Source organism: Caulobacter sp. AP07 (genome assembly GCF_000281955.1).
In the GTDB taxonomy this organism is placed as follows: Bacteria; Pseudomonadota; Alphaproteobacteria; order Caulobacterales; family Caulobacteraceae; genus Caulobacter.
Map to the genome: position 1 here is coordinate 1 of NZ_AKKF01000093.1, position 13,472 is coordinate 13,472.

Below are 13,472 nucleotides of genomic sequence, written 5' to 3' on the forward strand. Positions count from 1 at the left end.
CCGGCCAGGCCTGGATCCCGGAGCTGGGCCTGTACCATTACAAGGCCCGGGCCTATTCTCCGACCCTGGGACGGTTTCTCCAAACCGACCCCACAGGCTACGATGATGGGCTCAATTGGTACTCATACGTCGATAACGATCCGCTGAATCGGAGCGATCCGACGGGGACGATGGGGGCAGATGGATCGACCGATCCAAATTGCTACGTCGATTGCAATCCGTGCGTGAAGGAGAAGACGTGCGGGCCTGGTTCACCCCAGGGAAGAGGGGGTGAGCAAAGCGCTTGGGGGGGGGGCTACTGGCAGGGAGTCGGCGAGAGAAATTCTGCCCAAGGAGTACAGGATGAAGTTGAAGGCAGAACGCAGACGGCTGACGGCCTGACCTTGCTTTCAATGGCTACTGTAGAGGTCAGTTGGCCCTTGCAGATCGCGGGAGGCGTGAGTACAGCCACAGCGCCGGTCGTTACAAATAATCGGATTGCAGGTAATGCTGCCCGAGACGCTCTTGCTGTTGGATTGAGAGCCGAGGGGCGGGCGGCGGCTACGGAGGTCTATAAGTGGACGCCGTTCGGCAAGCGTTTCATCGATATTGAAGTTAGCCTTGGCGGGAAGGTTCTTGGTGGTATCGAGGTGAAGCTTGGAGGATCTCGTTATATACCTGCCCAACGGGCCAAAGATGCTTACCTGTGGCTTACTCAGGGTTATAGGGTGAACGTAGTTAGGATTCCAAAATGAGTAATAGTAGTGTGGATGCTGTATTTCTTGGAATAGTTTCCAGTGTTACCGAAGAGTTGTCACCTTTGGGATACAAAAAATCCGGCCAACTTCTGAGGAAGGTGGTCGGTGAGAATGCTGCCATTATTGAATTTCAGAAAAGTAGAGGTTCCACTTCGGTGGAATTTCGGTTCACAATTAACTTGGCGATTGTCTGTGGTCGCTTGCTTGACCCGGAACGAACAAGCCTCACCAAAGCGAAGGCGATGGATGGACATTTCCGGATCAGGATCGGAGAGGTTCTTCCAGGAAACGCTGACCTTTGGTGGAATGTCGTCGCTGACAGCGATGGGGGGGCTTTGGCCGACGAGATTTCGAGCGCATTAATCAAGCACGCCGTGCCGAATCTTGAGCCTTATTTGGATAGTCGCGAGCTTCTTGCGTTGTGGAAATCTGGATCATCTCCGGGCCTTACCGACGTGCAGCGGCTGAGATATATTTCTGAGATGGAAGCAGTTCTTTAGGGCGTTGTCAGGCGGTGGCCATTGAAAGAAGCAGGGACACGGCACTCTTTTTGAGCGCGATCCACCTCTGAAATCCAAAGGTGTTGTCAGCTTAACCGGGTCGTCGCGAGGCTCTCGGGCTGGACGCCATTCGCTGAGGCAGGCAGGAGCGCGCGATGCGCACTCTGTCCTTCAAACGTCATCGGTTCCCGGCGGAGGTCATCCGCTATGCGGTGTGGCTCTATTTCCGCTTCACTCTGAGCTTTCGTGACGTTGAGGAGTTGTTGGCCCAACGCGGGATTGAGGTCAGTTACGAGACGATCCGCTGCTGGACGATCAAGTTCGGCCCGCAGATCGCCAGGAACCTGAAGCGCCGCCGACCCGCGCCGTCGCCGCGTTGGCATCTCGATGAGATGGTCTGTTCGGTCGGCGGACGTCGGATGTATCTCTGGCGCGCCGTTGATGACGAGGGCGAGGTCCTTGACCTGGTCATGCAGCGCCGGCGCGACACGAACGCTGCCTTGAAGCTGCTCAAGCGCCTACTGCGAAACCAGCCCGTGGATCCGGTCAAGATCACGACCGACGGCCTCGGCTCCTACGCCGCCGCGCTGAAGGAGTTGGAGTTGATCGACCTCCACCGTCCCGGTCGATTGCGTGAAAACAACCGAGCCGAAAACTCGCATCTGCCGATCCGGCGGCGAGAACGGAAGATGCAGGGGTTCAAATCCCAAGCCTCCGCTCAGCGCTTCCTCACCACCCATGCGGCGATCTACAACACCTTCTATACGCAGCCTCATCTGATCCGCCGCCCGACACTTCGCCAGTTCCGCGGCGAAGCTTTGGGTATCTGGAATGCGGCGACCACGGCCTGATGACGGAGTGTCCGACGATCATGGACGATGACCTGGCTCCGCCGGGTGAACCGACCGCGTCAGAATCTCGAAAAACCCCTTGCTTCAAAGCGGGCGTCCACACACGGACTTCCAACCGGCCAGTAATGCTCCACCTGGGTTCCGGAGGTGCAGTTGAATAGAAGACAATTTGCTGTGGCAGCGCTTGTGACGATGTTGGCAGCCTACTTGGTGCTTGCTGCCCTACAGCTTGCCTATCTCGCGCTCGGCTACACCCTCCGATTTCAGTCCGAGTTGGGGATCGGGGTGCAGCATGTCAGTTTTCCAGGTTGGCGATCAACGGTCTCAATGGCGCTAGCGGCAATTGCATCGCTTACGGTCATCCTCAGGATTAGGGACATCAGAACTAGCGTTTGGTTGGCATGGCTTACCCTCGTCTGTGCGCTGGTGACCGGCGGCTACGACGCCTACCAGTGGGGAACTATGGGTTCGCCTACCCGACCCGAGGCTTTGGGGCTGCTTCTCGGAATTGCGCTGCTAGCCACGAATTGGCGAAAGCTCAGGTTTTCTCGGCCGGCCGTGTAAAGACGACAGCGACTGCTTTCCGCCGGTTCGGCCCGCTTGCGCAAGACTCTAACGAAATGAACGGGGCTCGCCATCAGGCCTAAGGCGCCGGCGACCCACGACCCTGGCGTCGTCGCAGGCGACGAGGTTCCTCCGATCCCAGGCGTCCAGTTCCTCGACTGGATAGAGCACGGCCTTACCGATCTTCACGAAAGGTGGGCCGATGCGTTGGGCGCGCCAGTTTTCGAGGGTGCCCACAGAGACTTCGCCGCGATAGCGCTCGGCGACCTCCTCGGTGGTCAGGAATTTCTCGTCGGGCATGGACTTGGCTCCCATCGTTCGCGTCGGGCGGTCGCCGAGGAAGACGGCCGTCAGTTCATGTGGGCTCATGGGTCCCCACCTTGGCGACGCAGCAGGCGCCCGCAAGGTCGTTGGGAGCTAGGCGCCGCCTAAGCGGCCCAGATGGCGGCCGTAGTGCGCGAGACGGTGCGACGGCGGTGTTGGTGCGCGCATGGCGACGGTGGGGCGTGGGCAGGTCCGGTCGATCTCGGCGGCAAAAGGTGGGGAGCGCGTCCCCTTCATCGACGCATTTCGAACTATGTGTCGCGCCCCAAACCGTGAGCTGAGCGCACTATTCGAGCAGATTCCAGTCGCCGACCGTGAACCGTGATAGATCACGTCAGCGATGGGTTGGCTTGAATTTATATAAAAATCAAATAGATAGATGGTATATACAATTTTTGTACACGCAAGTTCGCGTTCTCTTCGGTTTTCGTTCGTGCGCCAGCGCACGCTTCGCTCGCCGCCTGCCCTAGGCCGCACGCCTAGGCGAGAAGGGATGCGCAGCGTTTTGCCGGCGCACTCCTTGCCGCGTTGGCTAACCACATTTGTCGCGATCGAAGGACACGTCTGATCGAGCAATGAAATTGAGGCTTCTAAGAGCTCGTCCTCGTGAACTTCTACGAGTGACGGATTTTCCTGGGGAAGGGGGAGGGGTATCTCGTCGGATTTCTTACTCGATCGAACTAGCAACATCCGGCGTTGGCGCGTCTAAGGCGGCGCACTAGGTGAATCGACTTAAATAATAGAACCCCAATAATCTCAGAATCAAGAATATCGGAACTTCTTGTAACGCTTGATGGCAGCGAAACCGCCACATCTATACATGCGGTGGCAAGTCGATATTTCTTGAACTCGTTCCTATTCTACCCGGGAAACTCCACCCGCCATTGACGCGCCTCAAGCCCCGCATAGGGCGCGCAGGCCAGGAGCGCGCGGGCGGCGGCGCGTTCGGCCAGCAAGGTCTGGGGATCGACGGGCGCGGCGCCCCGGCGGACGGCTTGCGGGCTGGCGGCCAGGCCGCCGTCGGCGCGGATCTCGACCATCAGGGTCGCCTGGCGCGGCGAGGCCGAACGCCAGCAGGGAGCCACCCTTTGCCACAGGTCGCCTGACGAGGGGGCGGCGGGCCGGATTCCGACGTTCGGCAGGGAGGCGGCGGCGTAAAGGTCTATGCCCTCGACGCCTTCGCCCTTGCCCAGGCCCCGGCCGGCGCGGCTGGAGCCCCGGCGCGCGGAGGTCGCTGCCGCTGGCGACGGGCTGGCCGAGGGCGAGGATGAGGAGGTAGGCGTCGTCAGGCTGTCGAGGCCGTCTCCGGACAACATCCTCTCCTGAGATGAGCTTTGAGGTGTTGGGGCGCTAGGCGACGCGGAGGTCTGGGTTCGGCTGGCCGACGCCGGCGAAGTCTCTCCACCCGCCGAGCCACTGACCAGCGTCACCCCGACCACCGTCGGCGCGACGACCATCGGCGGCGCGTGGTTGGCCCAAAGCAGCGCAGCCAGGAGGATCGCGGCGTGACCGCTCAGGGCGGCAAGCGCCGCCACGCCGCTGATCCGGGCGTCGTCGGGAGCGGGCGCTGAAAATCCTTGCATCAGGGCGGAGGGTTCTTTGGTTTGGCCGGCGCGAAGAGCGTCGACGGTAACGAGGCACGCGCCGCCCGTCCACTTCACGCTAAAAGGTTGAAGTTGCCGCCTGTTCACCGGCCCGCCGCCCGTGATAGCAGACACTCGGAAGCTGTAGCTTCCAGGTGCGCGCGTCGGGGCGCGAAGTGGGGCGATCATGCGTCAGGAACCAGGTCCCGAGAAGGGCCAGGGCGGCTTTGCGGCCGTGGACGCGCTGGTGGCCGTCACCCTCCTTTCATCGAGCCTGGCCCTGTCGCTGACCGCCGCCGAGATCGGCGCGCGAGCCAGCCGCACCGCGGGCGAGACCCGCGACGCCGAGCTGGTGCTGCGCGGGCGCCTGGAAGACACCGCCGGTCGGGCGGGGGTCTGGAGCGGACGCGTCCAAGGTCTGAGTTGGCGCGTCGAGGCTCGCCGTTCCGACGACGCGGTGTTTGAGCGAGCGGGACCCTGTGTCCGGATCGCCTCAGCGACCTCGACCCGCAGCGGCCGGACCTACCGCCTCACCACGGTCGATACCTGTTTGTCCGAGGCCGACGGATGAGCGACGACGGCTACACCCTGGCCGAGATGCTGGCCGCCCTGACCATCCTGGGCCTGGCGATGGGCGGTCTTGGCCTGGTGGTCAGCCTGATCACCCGCCAGCAACTGACCGCCAGCCGGATCCAGACCCGATTGGTTGACGATCGCGCCGCTGACCAGGCCCTGACCCGGTTGCTGGCCCAGGCCGAGGCCGGCGAGGTGCAGGGTGACGGGCGGAGCCTGTCGTTCGCCTGCGGCGAGACGACCTGCGGGGCGAGCCTGCAAGCTGATCGTCGACGGACCTTCCTGATCCTACAAGGTCGCGCGGGTCCGGCGCGACGCCTGCGTCTGCGCGAGCAAGGCGTAAGGTTCAGCTATGTCGGCGATGGCGGCGCGATCGACGCCTGGCCTCGGACCGACAGTCCGATCGCCGGCGGCTCGAGCGCGAACGTCAGGCCCGAAACGCTGCGTGTTATCCTGCTGACCGCTCCGGGCTCCGCCGCGCCGCTGGCCGTGGGCCGGGTGTGGACGCGCGAAGCCCGCGACTGCCAGTTCGACGCCATCATCGGCGCCTGCCGGGCCGTGACCCCATGAGGAACCCCCTGGATTTCCGTTTGGTCGACGTTGACATTGATCCAAAGGTCGAGCCCGCCCCCTCTGTCGGGGCTCCGCCGCCGCGCGTTTTCGCCCGCGCGGTGCAGGCGCCGCCGGGATGGCCGTGGGAGCAGACCCGCGGCGCCTCGCTGGAGGCGCGCCACGGCGCGCCCCTGCCGATCGACGAGACACAGCTTCAGCTCAAGCGCCTGACGCCCTGGCGTCCATCCCAGGGCGCGAAGTTCGCCGCCTGCTATATCCGCGCCGCCGAACTCCACACCCGTTTCGAGACCGTGGTCGATGTCGAGGGGCAACCGGTTTCGGTCATCTTCGAGCCGCCCGAGGCCTTGGTCCGACGCGCCCGCCAGTCCCTGTTCATCGGACTGGCCGCCGCCGCGCTGACGGCCCTGCTGTTCGTGTCGATCGCCGGCGCCCTGCTGGCCCGCGCCGAGGGCGAAGCGCAACTGGCGGCGCTGGAGCACGACGCGGCGGCGAAATTGCAACGCGCCGAGGCGGCCCAGGCCCTGCGCCGGCAATCGGCGGCCCTCGCTGCGGCCCAGCCGGGCGACCGGGTCGCCGCGCCGCTGAGCGATCTGGCCTGGGCGATGGCGGCGCACGGACCGGACGCGCGCATCCAGACCTGGCGTTGGGAGCGAGGCGTCAGCCGCGTGGAGGCGCGCGGCGATGCCTCGCCCTTCACCGATTCCCGTCGCGGGGTCGTTCGCGAAGCGCCGGCCGGACGCGGGACCTGGCTGTGGCGGATCGAACCGGAAGGTGCGACGCGGTGAGCCGGGAACGGATGAATGGGCCGGGCCTGGCCGTCGCGGGCGCCTTGGTCGGCGGCGCGGTGGCGATCGCCGCCGCCGTGAGCCTGTCGGCCCTGGCGCGTCCCGCCGACCGGGCCGCGCGCCTGGCCGAACTGGATCGCAAGATCGACCGGATCGAGGCCTTGCAGCGCGCGCCGTCCGACGGCGCGACCTATCCCAAGGGCGCGGTCTGCCGCGAAGGCGTCGGACGCGGCGCGATCCTGGTCGAGCAGGCGTTGCGGGCCGATCTGGGTCAGGCCCGACTGGTGCGGATCGCGTTCGATCCCTCGACGGCGGTCGAGGGTGACGGGCTGCTGGCCGTGAGTTTCCGGTTCGAGGCGCTGGGCTCCTATGAGGACGCCATGGGCCTGCTGCGCGGCCTGGACGCCGCGCGCCCAACGATCTTCGCCGACTCCGTGGACCTGGTGTCCAAGACCTCCGCCGTTTCCCTGCAGTTTTCAGGACGCTTCTATTGCTCGACCTCCGCGCGCCTTTGATCCCGCTGTCCGCCGTGCTCGGCCTGGCGCTGGGCGCGAGCGCCTGGCTGTTGGCCGGACGTCAGGACGTCCTGGCCGGGGCGCAGGACCGTCTGGCCGCCTTGCGGCCCGTCCGCGTGGGGGAAGTAGGAGCCGGCGCCGCGCCGACGCTCGTCGGGCCGCCGCTGTTTGCGCTCTCAACCGGTCCGAACGCGGTGAAGGACCCCGCGATCGCGGTGCTGGGCCTGTCGCGCATGCCCGGAAGGACCGCCGCCCTAGTCGCCATCGACGGCAAGCCCGCCGCCTGGTTGGCGCGGGGCGAGAGCCGGGACGGCGTCATCCTGCGCGAGGTCGGCTCGGGCCGGGCGAGTTTCGACCTTCCCCTGGGGCTGGCGGATTTGCGGATCGGCGAAGCGACCCCAGGCTCGGCGCCCGTCGGCGCGTCTGCCACGAGCCCGCTCCCGTCGGGTTTCTCCGCCAACGACACGCCGCCGCTCGGCTATCGCTCTCCGCCGCCGCCGGCCAGCGCCCCTGGCTTCGGCGGATGAAGTCCACGCTCCGAGTAACCCGCCGTATGACCTTCAAGCGAACGCTCTGCCTGGCGATGACCGGCGTCTGCCTGGCGACCGCGCCGCTGACGTCGGCGCCGGCCTGGGCCGCGCCGGCGGCGCAACGCCCCGAGTCGTTCACCTTCGCCTTCCGCGACGCCGACATCGCCCAGGTGGCCGAGGAGATTCTCGGCGCCGCCCTGGGCGTGCCCTACACGATCGACCCCGCCGTCACCGGCAAGGTGTCGTTCCGCATCGACCGGCGATTGACCCGCGCCCAACTGCTCGAGGCGTTCGAGGCGGCCCTGACGGTCAATGACGTGGCCGTGCTGCGCCAGGGCGACAGCCTGGTGCTGGCGCCGCGCGACAAGGCCCGCGCGTCGGCGGCCCTGCGCGAGCCCGGCACGGTCGGCGGTTCGCGCCGAGGCGGCTATGACGTGGTCGCCGTCCCGCTGTCGTTCTCGACCCCCAGCGAAGTGGCCAAGGCCTTGGAGGCGATGACCGGCTCCAAGGCGGTGCTCTATTCGAACGACAAGCTGGGCTTGATCGTGCTGGGCGGTTCGGGGTCGGAACTGCAGGCGACGCTGGAGACCATCAAGGTTCTGGACCGCAACGTCTTCGAGGGCGCGCGCATCCGCTGGTTCGACCTGCGCCAGGCGGCGGCCGGGACGGTGGCGGCCGACCTTTCCAAGATCATGGCCACGGCCGGCGTGCAGGGGGTTTCGGTGTCGCCGCTCAACCGGCTCAACGGCTTGATCGTCTCGGCCCGCACCGAGACGGCGATGAACGAGGTGGCCGGCTGGATCACCAAGCTGGACACCCCGTCGCGCGACCTCTCCACCCAGCTCTATGTCTATCGCCCGCGCAGCGCCTCGGCCGCATCCCTGGCCAAGACCCTGTCGCAGGTTTTGGGTACGGGCGACGACAAGGCCGGGTCCGGCCGTCTGGACAGTCGCCAGGATGGCGGCGCTTCGACCTCGACCGGCGCGGACGCCGCGAGCCGGGGTGACGGAGGCCAGAGCGCCAGCGCGACCGCCGGGCGCGGCGGCGGCGATTTTGGCGACCAGCAGGCTCTCGAGGACGGCGTGCGGATCGGCGTCGACAAGGACAGCAACACCCTGATCGTCCGGGCTCCGCCGGCTAGGTGGATGAGCCTGCAGCAGACCCTGGCGGAGATCGATCGCCCGGCCAGCCAGGTGATGATCGAGGCCTCGATCATCGAGGTCAGCCTGACCAATGACTTCCGGTTCGGCGTCGACTGGTCGGCGGTCGGTGACGGCGGCAAGCTGACGGGCAATTCGATCTACAACGAGGGTGGCGCGATCGCCCCGAAGTTCCCGGGCTTTTCGATCACCTATCTGGGCGGCGACATCGACGCGGCCGTCAACGCCCTGGGTTCGCGCACCACCATCGACGTGGTCTCGGCCCCCAAGCTGATCACGCTGGACAACCACAAGGCCCGGCTGCAGATCGGCGACCAGGTGCCCGTCATCACCCAGACGGCGACCAACACCACCACCTCGACCCCGGCCATCGTCAGCACGGTCGAGTACCGCGACACCGGCGTGATCCTCGAGGTCACCCCACGCATCAGCGGCGACGACAGGGTGGTCGTCGACATCGCCCAGGAGGTCAGCGGCGTGGCCAAGACCGTGACCTCGGGCATCGACTCGCCGACCATTCAGCAGCGCAAGCTGGCCAGCACCCTGGTGCTGCAGGACGGAGCGGTCGTCGCGCTGGGCGGCCTGATCAGCCATCGGCGCAGCGACTCCGACAGCGGCGTGCCGGGCCTCAAGGACGTCAAGCTGCTGGGCAACCTCTTCAAGTCGAAGAACAAGGAGGCGGCCCGGACGGAGCTGGTGGTGCTGCTGACCGTGCGGATCATGCGCGATCCAGCCAGCTCCAGCCAGGTGACCCGGGATCTGCTGGCCGACATGCGTGAGATCGAGAGCCGTGGACTGTTGCCGCGCTGAACCCCGGAGCGATGGCGGCTACGCCAGCGCCGCGGCCCTGGCCGTCAGCCTGGCGGTGGCGATCCTCGCGGCGGGTCTGGTGATGCGCGGGGTCAGCATGCTGAAACTGGCGCGGGCCGATTTCCGGCGCGCCCAGGCGGAATACGCCCTATCCGGGGCTCAGGCCCTGGCGGTGACGCGGTTGCTGAACGGCTCGGGCCCTGGCCGCCTGGCCTGGAGCGTCGGCGCGCTCGACGCCAGTGACATCAAGCTTCTCGCCGAGGCCGAGGCGCCCAAGCTGCGGTTGGCCACGGCCCTCGATCTTGACGACAAGGCGCTGGCCCAACTGGGGGCCGCTGACCCTGGGCAAGCCCGGTTGCGCCTGGCCGACCTCGACGGGTCGATCGCGACGCCGGATCAGGTCGAAGGGGCCGACGAGGGGGCGGGCTGGCGCGCCTGCGCCGCCAGCGCCATCTCGCCGTGGGGCGCGGCCCAGGCCCTGAGCCTGGAGCCGACCCGTGCGCCGGATCGGGAACCGGGCGGCGCGAGAGCCGGACAGGTCTGGCGGATCGCCGCCACGACCGACGATGGCTGGACGGATGAACGTATCGTGAGGTTGATCGGCCGGGCCGAAAGGCCGGACGCCGTGATATGGCGGCGCTTCGGGCGCGGTGTGAGTGGGGGCGTGACATGTGGCAAGACCATCAAGAACCAGGCGACCGGGGCGGGCGCGACGCCGGTTACACCCTGACCGAGATGCTGGTGGTCATCGCGATCATCGGCTTGATCGCCGCGGTGCTGACGCCCAGCCTGATGGGCCAGCTTGGCCGCGCGCGCGTCAAGTCCGCCCAACTGCAACTGGAGTCGGTGGCCGCCGCGGTCGAGATGTTCCACTCCGATGTGGGGCGCTATCCCACCCAGGGCGAGGGCCTCAAGGTCCTGATCAGCGAACCCGCCGACGTCGAGGGCTGGACCGGGCCCTATGTCAAATCGGCCGGCGCCCTGAAGGACCCATGGGCCGGGGAGATCCTCTATCGCGCCGCCGACGATGACGTTTTCGAAGTCGTCAGCCTGGGCTCCGACCGCAAGCAAGGCGGCAAGGGGACCAAGCGCGACCTGGTCGCCCCGAAATGAACCTGCCGGTCGTCATCGCCGCCTTGCCGGTGGGCGCGGTCGTCGGCAGTTTCGCGGCCACGGCGGGCCTGCGCTGGGCGCGGGGCGAGCAGGCCCTGACCGGGCGCTCGCATTGCGACGCCTGCAACGCGCCGCTGGGTCTTGGGCGGACCGTGCCGATCCTCTCCTATGCTCTGCAAGGTGGAAGCTGCCTCGACTGCCGCGCGCCGATCCATCCCGGGCATCTGTTCGGAGAGGTGCTGGGCGCGACCGTGGCGATGATCAGCGTCATGGCCCTGCCGATCGGCCAGGCGCTATTGGCGATGGGGCTGGGCCTGGTGCTGATCGCCGCCGGAGCCGCCGACGCCGCCAGCCGTCGTCTGCCCGATATGACCAGCCTGGCTGTGGCGATTCTCGGCGGCGTCCTGGCCTTGCAGCGCGGACCGGTCGCCTTACTGGCGGGTCTCGCCGCGGCGGCGATCACTGGCGCCCTGCTCCTGGCCATTCGCTGGGTTTTCGCGGCAAGGACGGGGGATCCGAAACTGGGCCAGGGCGACGTGAAGCTGGCCATGGCGCTGGCCCTGTGGGCGGGCGCCGCGACCCCCTGGGTGTTCGTCATCGCCGGCCCGCTGGGTCTGGTCCAAACGCGCCTGGTCAAGTCCGCCGACCGCAGCATCGCCTTCGGTCCGGCCCTGGCCCTGGGCGGCTGGGCGGTGGGGCTGGCGCTGCAGGCCGGCCTGTTCGGAGACCTGATCCCATGACGCCGGCCCGCGGCCCGTCCCGTTCCCAGGCCCGCGCGCGGCTGGTCGAAGACCTGATCGATCGCGGTCTGGTCGAGATGGCCGCCATCGCCCGCGCCGAACTGGTCGCCCTGCGCACCGGCCAGCCGGTCGAGCAGGTGCTCAACCAGTTGGGCGTACTGTCGGATGACGACCTGACCCGCGCCTACGCCCAGGCGGCCGGTTGCGAGATATGGGAGCCGCGCCTGCGGCCGGTCGCGGCCAAGGCGCCCGACCTGGGCGTCACCGTCGACTTCCTGCGGCGCGCTCGCCTGCTGCCGCTCGGCGAAGCGGGCCCGGCCGTGCTGTGCGCGGCCTGCGATCCGCTCGACGACGAGGCCCTGGCCGGCCTGGTGTTCGCCGCCAACCGGCCGGTCAGCGTGCTGGCCGCGCGTCCGGGCGACTGGCGTCGAGCGTTCGAGGAACGGTATGGCGCCGAGGCCGCCGCGCCTTCCGAAGCCCTCGACGAGCGACGCTTGGCCCGCGAGATCGACCAGGTGTCGGACGGCGCGGTCGAGGGCAGCGGCGCGCGCCTGGTGGCCGAGGCCTTCGAGGAGGCGATCGCCCTGGGCGCCTCGGACATCCATTTCGAGCCGCGTCGCCATGACCTGCGGGTGCGCCTGCGGGTCGACGGGCGGATGATCGACTATCGCGTGGTGGCCGCCGACCTGGCCGCGCCGGCGGTGTCGCGCATCAAGGTCATCGCCAACCTCAATCTTGGCGAACGCCGCCTGCCGCAGGACGGCCGCACCAGTTTCGTGATCGCCGGAAAGTCGGTCGACGTGCGGGTGGCCACCGCGCCGACGGTGTTTGGCGAAGCCGCCGTGCTGCGTATCCTCGACCGCAGCGCCGTGCCGTTGGAACTCGGCGGCCTGGGCCTGGCCGAGGGCGTCACCGAGGTGCTGCGCAAGGCCGGCCGCGCGCCGCACGGCATCTTCCTGGTCACCGGCCCGACCGGCAGCGGCAAGACCACGACCCTCTACGCCCTGCTGGAGACCTTCACCGGTTCGCCCAAGAAGGTGCTCAGCGTCGAGGACCCGGTCGAGTACCATTTCGAGCACGTCTCCCAGACCCAGGTGGCGCCGGCGCTTGGCCTGACCTTCGCCGCCGCCCTGCGCTCGTTCCTGCGCCAGGACCCCGACATCATTCTGGTCGGCGAAATCCGCGACCCGGAGACGGCGGCGGTGGCCATCCAGGCGGCGATGACCGGCCACCTGGTGCTGGCCTCGATCCACGCCAACGACGCCCTGGCCGTGCTGCCGCGCCTGCTCGACATGGGCGTGGAGCCCTACCAGTTGGCCGCGGCGTTCCGGGGCGCGGTGGCCCAGCGGCTGGTGCGGCGGTTGTGCCCGCATTGTCGCGAGGCCGGCTCCCCGACGAAGGCCGAGCTGGCCTTCGTCGCTGGCCAAGGTTTGGCCGCGCCGCTGCGCACTTTCCGGGCCGTCGGTTGCCCGGCCTGCAAGGGAGTGGGGTTCAAGGGCCGCGCGCCGATCGCCGAGGCCTTCCTGACCGACGAGGCGCTGCTGCGGGCCATCGCCGATCGCCAGGGCGCCGCCGAGATCGGGCTGTTGGCTCGCCAGTTGGGCTTGACGAGCATGGCCGCCGACGGCCTCGACAAGGCGGTGCGCGGCGAGACCACGCTGGAAGAGGTGATGGGCGCGGTCCATGACTGAGGTCCAGGCCTTCGCCTATGTCGCGATCGGCGCCGACGGCAAGCGGGTGCGCGGCCAGGTGTCGGGGGCCAACGAACAGGCCGCGTTCGAGCGCCTGCGCCGCCAGGGCCTGTCGCCGCTGAAGCTGCGCCCGGTCCGCGCGAACCAGCAGGCCAGCGGCGACCGGGCGCTCAAGGACCGCGAAAGCGCCGAGATCCTGCTGAGCCTGGCCGACCTGCTCGGGGCCGGAGCCGACATGCGCTCGGCGCTCAATGTCCTGCTGTCGCGGGCCCAGGGCTCGCGGGTCGCCAATGCCTGTCGTCGGCTGTTGCAGGCGATCAGCGCCGGCGAGGCGCTCGACGCCGCCTTCGCCCGTACCCTGGCCCCCCGGCACGGTTTCGTGGCCGCCCTGATCGCTGCCGGCGAGGCGGCCGGCGACCTGCC

16 protein-coding genes are annotated in these 13,472 nt (G+C 67.8%); 14 read left to right on the forward strand and 2 right to left on the reverse strand.

Features of this window, described 5'->3' with window-relative positions:
• The 3 genes from PMI01_RS27750 to PMI01_RS05980 form a co-directional block, all read left to right on the forward strand.
• Positions 1-734, forward strand: a 734-nt coding sequence (locus PMI01_RS27750) for an RHS repeat-associated core domain-containing protein (protein ID WP_007665310.1), incomplete at its 5' end; no start/stop codon positions are given.
• Entirely contained in the window at positions 731-1,237 is a 507-nt protein-coding gene (locus PMI01_RS26385) for a DUF4304 domain-containing protein (protein WP_081497638.1), read from the forward strand. The genes PMI01_RS27750 and PMI01_RS26385, both read left to right, overlap by 4 nt.
• A 155-nt stretch (positions 1,238-1,392) precedes the next feature.
• Positions 1,393-2,088, forward strand: a complete 696-nt coding sequence (locus tag PMI01_RS05980; RefSeq protein ID WP_007665313.1) for an IS6 family transposase — start codon at positions 1,393-1,395, stop codon at positions 2,086-2,088.
• Between the two features lie 612 nt (positions 2,089-2,700).
• Here the strand turns inward: PMI01_RS05980 and PMI01_RS05990 are convergent.
• Both PMI01_RS05990 and PMI01_RS05995 read right to left on the reverse strand, forming a co-directional pair.
• On the reverse strand, positions 2,701-2,952 hold the full coding sequence (locus PMI01_RS05990; protein WP_007665316.1) for a helix-turn-helix transcriptional regulator: 252 nt from the start codon (positions 2,950-2,952) through the stop codon (positions 2,701-2,703).
• Positions 2,953-3,836: 884 nt separating this feature from the next.
• The gene (locus PMI01_RS05995; protein WP_035034940.1) at positions 3,837-4,292 is read right to left on the reverse strand and encodes a hypothetical protein; all 456 of its coding nucleotides are present in this window, start codon (positions 4,290-4,292) and stop codon (positions 3,837-3,839) included.
• 454 nt (positions 4,293-4,746) lie between these two features.
• Between PMI01_RS05995 and PMI01_RS06000 the strand changes: the two genes are divergently transcribed.
• The 11 genes from PMI01_RS06000 to PMI01_RS06050 all read left to right on the forward strand — a co-directional run.
• Positions 4,747-5,130: a hypothetical protein gene (locus PMI01_RS06000; RefSeq protein ID WP_007665321.1), complete on the forward strand. Its 384-nt coding sequence runs from the start codon at positions 4,747-4,749 to the stop codon at positions 5,128-5,130.
• Entirely contained in the window at positions 5,127-5,702 is a 576-nt protein-coding gene (locus PMI01_RS06005; protein WP_007665324.1) for a prepilin-type N-terminal cleavage/methylation domain-containing protein, read from the forward strand. The genes PMI01_RS06000 and PMI01_RS06005 overlap by 4 nt, the downstream gene beginning before the upstream one ends.
• Positions 5,703-5,722: 20 nt before the next feature.
• Positions 5,723-6,490, forward strand: a complete 768-nt coding sequence (locus PMI01_RS06010) for a hypothetical protein (protein WP_035034946.1) — start codon at positions 5,723-5,725, stop codon at positions 6,488-6,490.
• Positions 6,487-7,005 carry a hypothetical protein gene (locus PMI01_RS26975; protein WP_157223694.1) on the forward strand — a complete coding sequence of 173 codons (519 nt, stop codon included), beginning with the start codon at positions 6,487-6,489 and terminating at the stop codon, positions 7,003-7,005. The genes PMI01_RS06010 and PMI01_RS26975 overlap by 4 nt, the downstream gene beginning before the upstream one ends.
• Positions 6,981-7,532, forward strand: a complete 552-nt coding sequence (locus PMI01_RS26980; protein ID WP_007665332.1) for a hypothetical protein — start codon at positions 6,981-6,983, stop codon at positions 7,530-7,532. The genes PMI01_RS26975 and PMI01_RS26980 overlap by 25 nt, the downstream gene beginning before the upstream one ends.
• Before the next feature lie 26 nt (positions 7,533-7,558).
• Complete coding sequence (gene gspD, locus PMI01_RS06025; protein WP_051989910.1) at positions 7,559-9,505, forward strand: type II secretion system secretin GspD; 1,947 nt, start codon at positions 7,559-7,561, stop codon at positions 9,503-9,505.
• The gene (locus PMI01_RS06030) at positions 9,486-10,235 is read left to right on the forward strand and encodes a hypothetical protein (RefSeq protein WP_007665338.1); all 750 of its coding nucleotides are present in this window, start codon (positions 9,486-9,488) and stop codon (positions 10,233-10,235) included. Before gspD ends, PMI01_RS06030 begins: the two co-directional genes overlap by 20 nt.
• Entirely contained in the window at positions 10,175-10,618 is a 444-nt protein-coding gene (gspG, locus tag PMI01_RS06035) for a type II secretion system major pseudopilin GspG (protein ID WP_007665343.1), read from the forward strand. Before PMI01_RS06030 ends, gspG begins: the two co-directional genes overlap by 61 nt.
• On the forward strand, positions 10,615-11,358 hold the full coding sequence (locus PMI01_RS06040) for a prepilin peptidase (RefSeq protein WP_007665346.1): 744 nt from the start codon (positions 10,615-10,617) through the stop codon (positions 11,356-11,358). The genes gspG and PMI01_RS06040 overlap by 4 nt, the downstream gene beginning before the upstream one ends.
• Positions 11,355-13,049 carry a GspE/PulE family protein gene (locus PMI01_RS06045; RefSeq protein WP_007665350.1) on the forward strand — a complete coding sequence of 565 codons (1,695 nt, stop codon included), beginning with the start codon at positions 11,355-11,357 and terminating at the stop codon, positions 13,047-13,049. Before PMI01_RS06040 ends, PMI01_RS06045 begins: the two co-directional genes overlap by 4 nt.
• Positions 13,042-13,472 (forward strand): type II secretion system F family protein (locus PMI01_RS06050; protein ID WP_007665353.1); only part of this gene is annotated, 431 nt, incomplete at its 3' end. The genes PMI01_RS06045 and PMI01_RS06050, both read left to right, overlap by 8 nt.